We start from the raw sequence: 259 nt of genomic DNA, 5'->3' as shown, positions 1-259 counted from the left end.
TGCTGGAGAAAACCGAGTTCGGCGATGACGGCTCGCAGCGGGTTACGGGGTATCAACGGGACTCGGCCGGACGGTTGCTGACCAAGACCCTGCCCGACGGCATCCAGGTCGACTATCGCTACGACTCGCTGGGCCGACTGACCAGTGTCGACGACGGCCACGACCATCCGCTGGAATTCGAGTACGACCAGCAGGACCGCCTGATCACCGAGCATCAGGGCTGGGGCACCTTGCGTTATGCCTACGACGCCTGCGGCCA

Annotated in this window: 1 protein-coding gene; it reads left to right on the top strand. The window is 64.1% G+C overall.

Going from position 1 to position 259, the window contains the following annotated elements:
* A partial coding sequence (locus tag AACY49_RS31535; RefSeq protein WP_339528284.1) for an RHS repeat domain-containing protein occupies positions 1-259 on the top strand: 259 nt, incomplete at both ends.

The sequence above is a fragment of the Pseudomonas sp. EL_65y_Pfl2_R96 genome, assembly GCF_963970905.1.
GTDB lineage: Bacteria > Pseudomonadota > Gammaproteobacteria > Pseudomonadales > Pseudomonadaceae > Aquipseudomonas.
The sequence above is the reverse complement of the archived record's forward strand: the minus strand, read 5'-3'. Positions and strand labels throughout refer to the sequence as shown.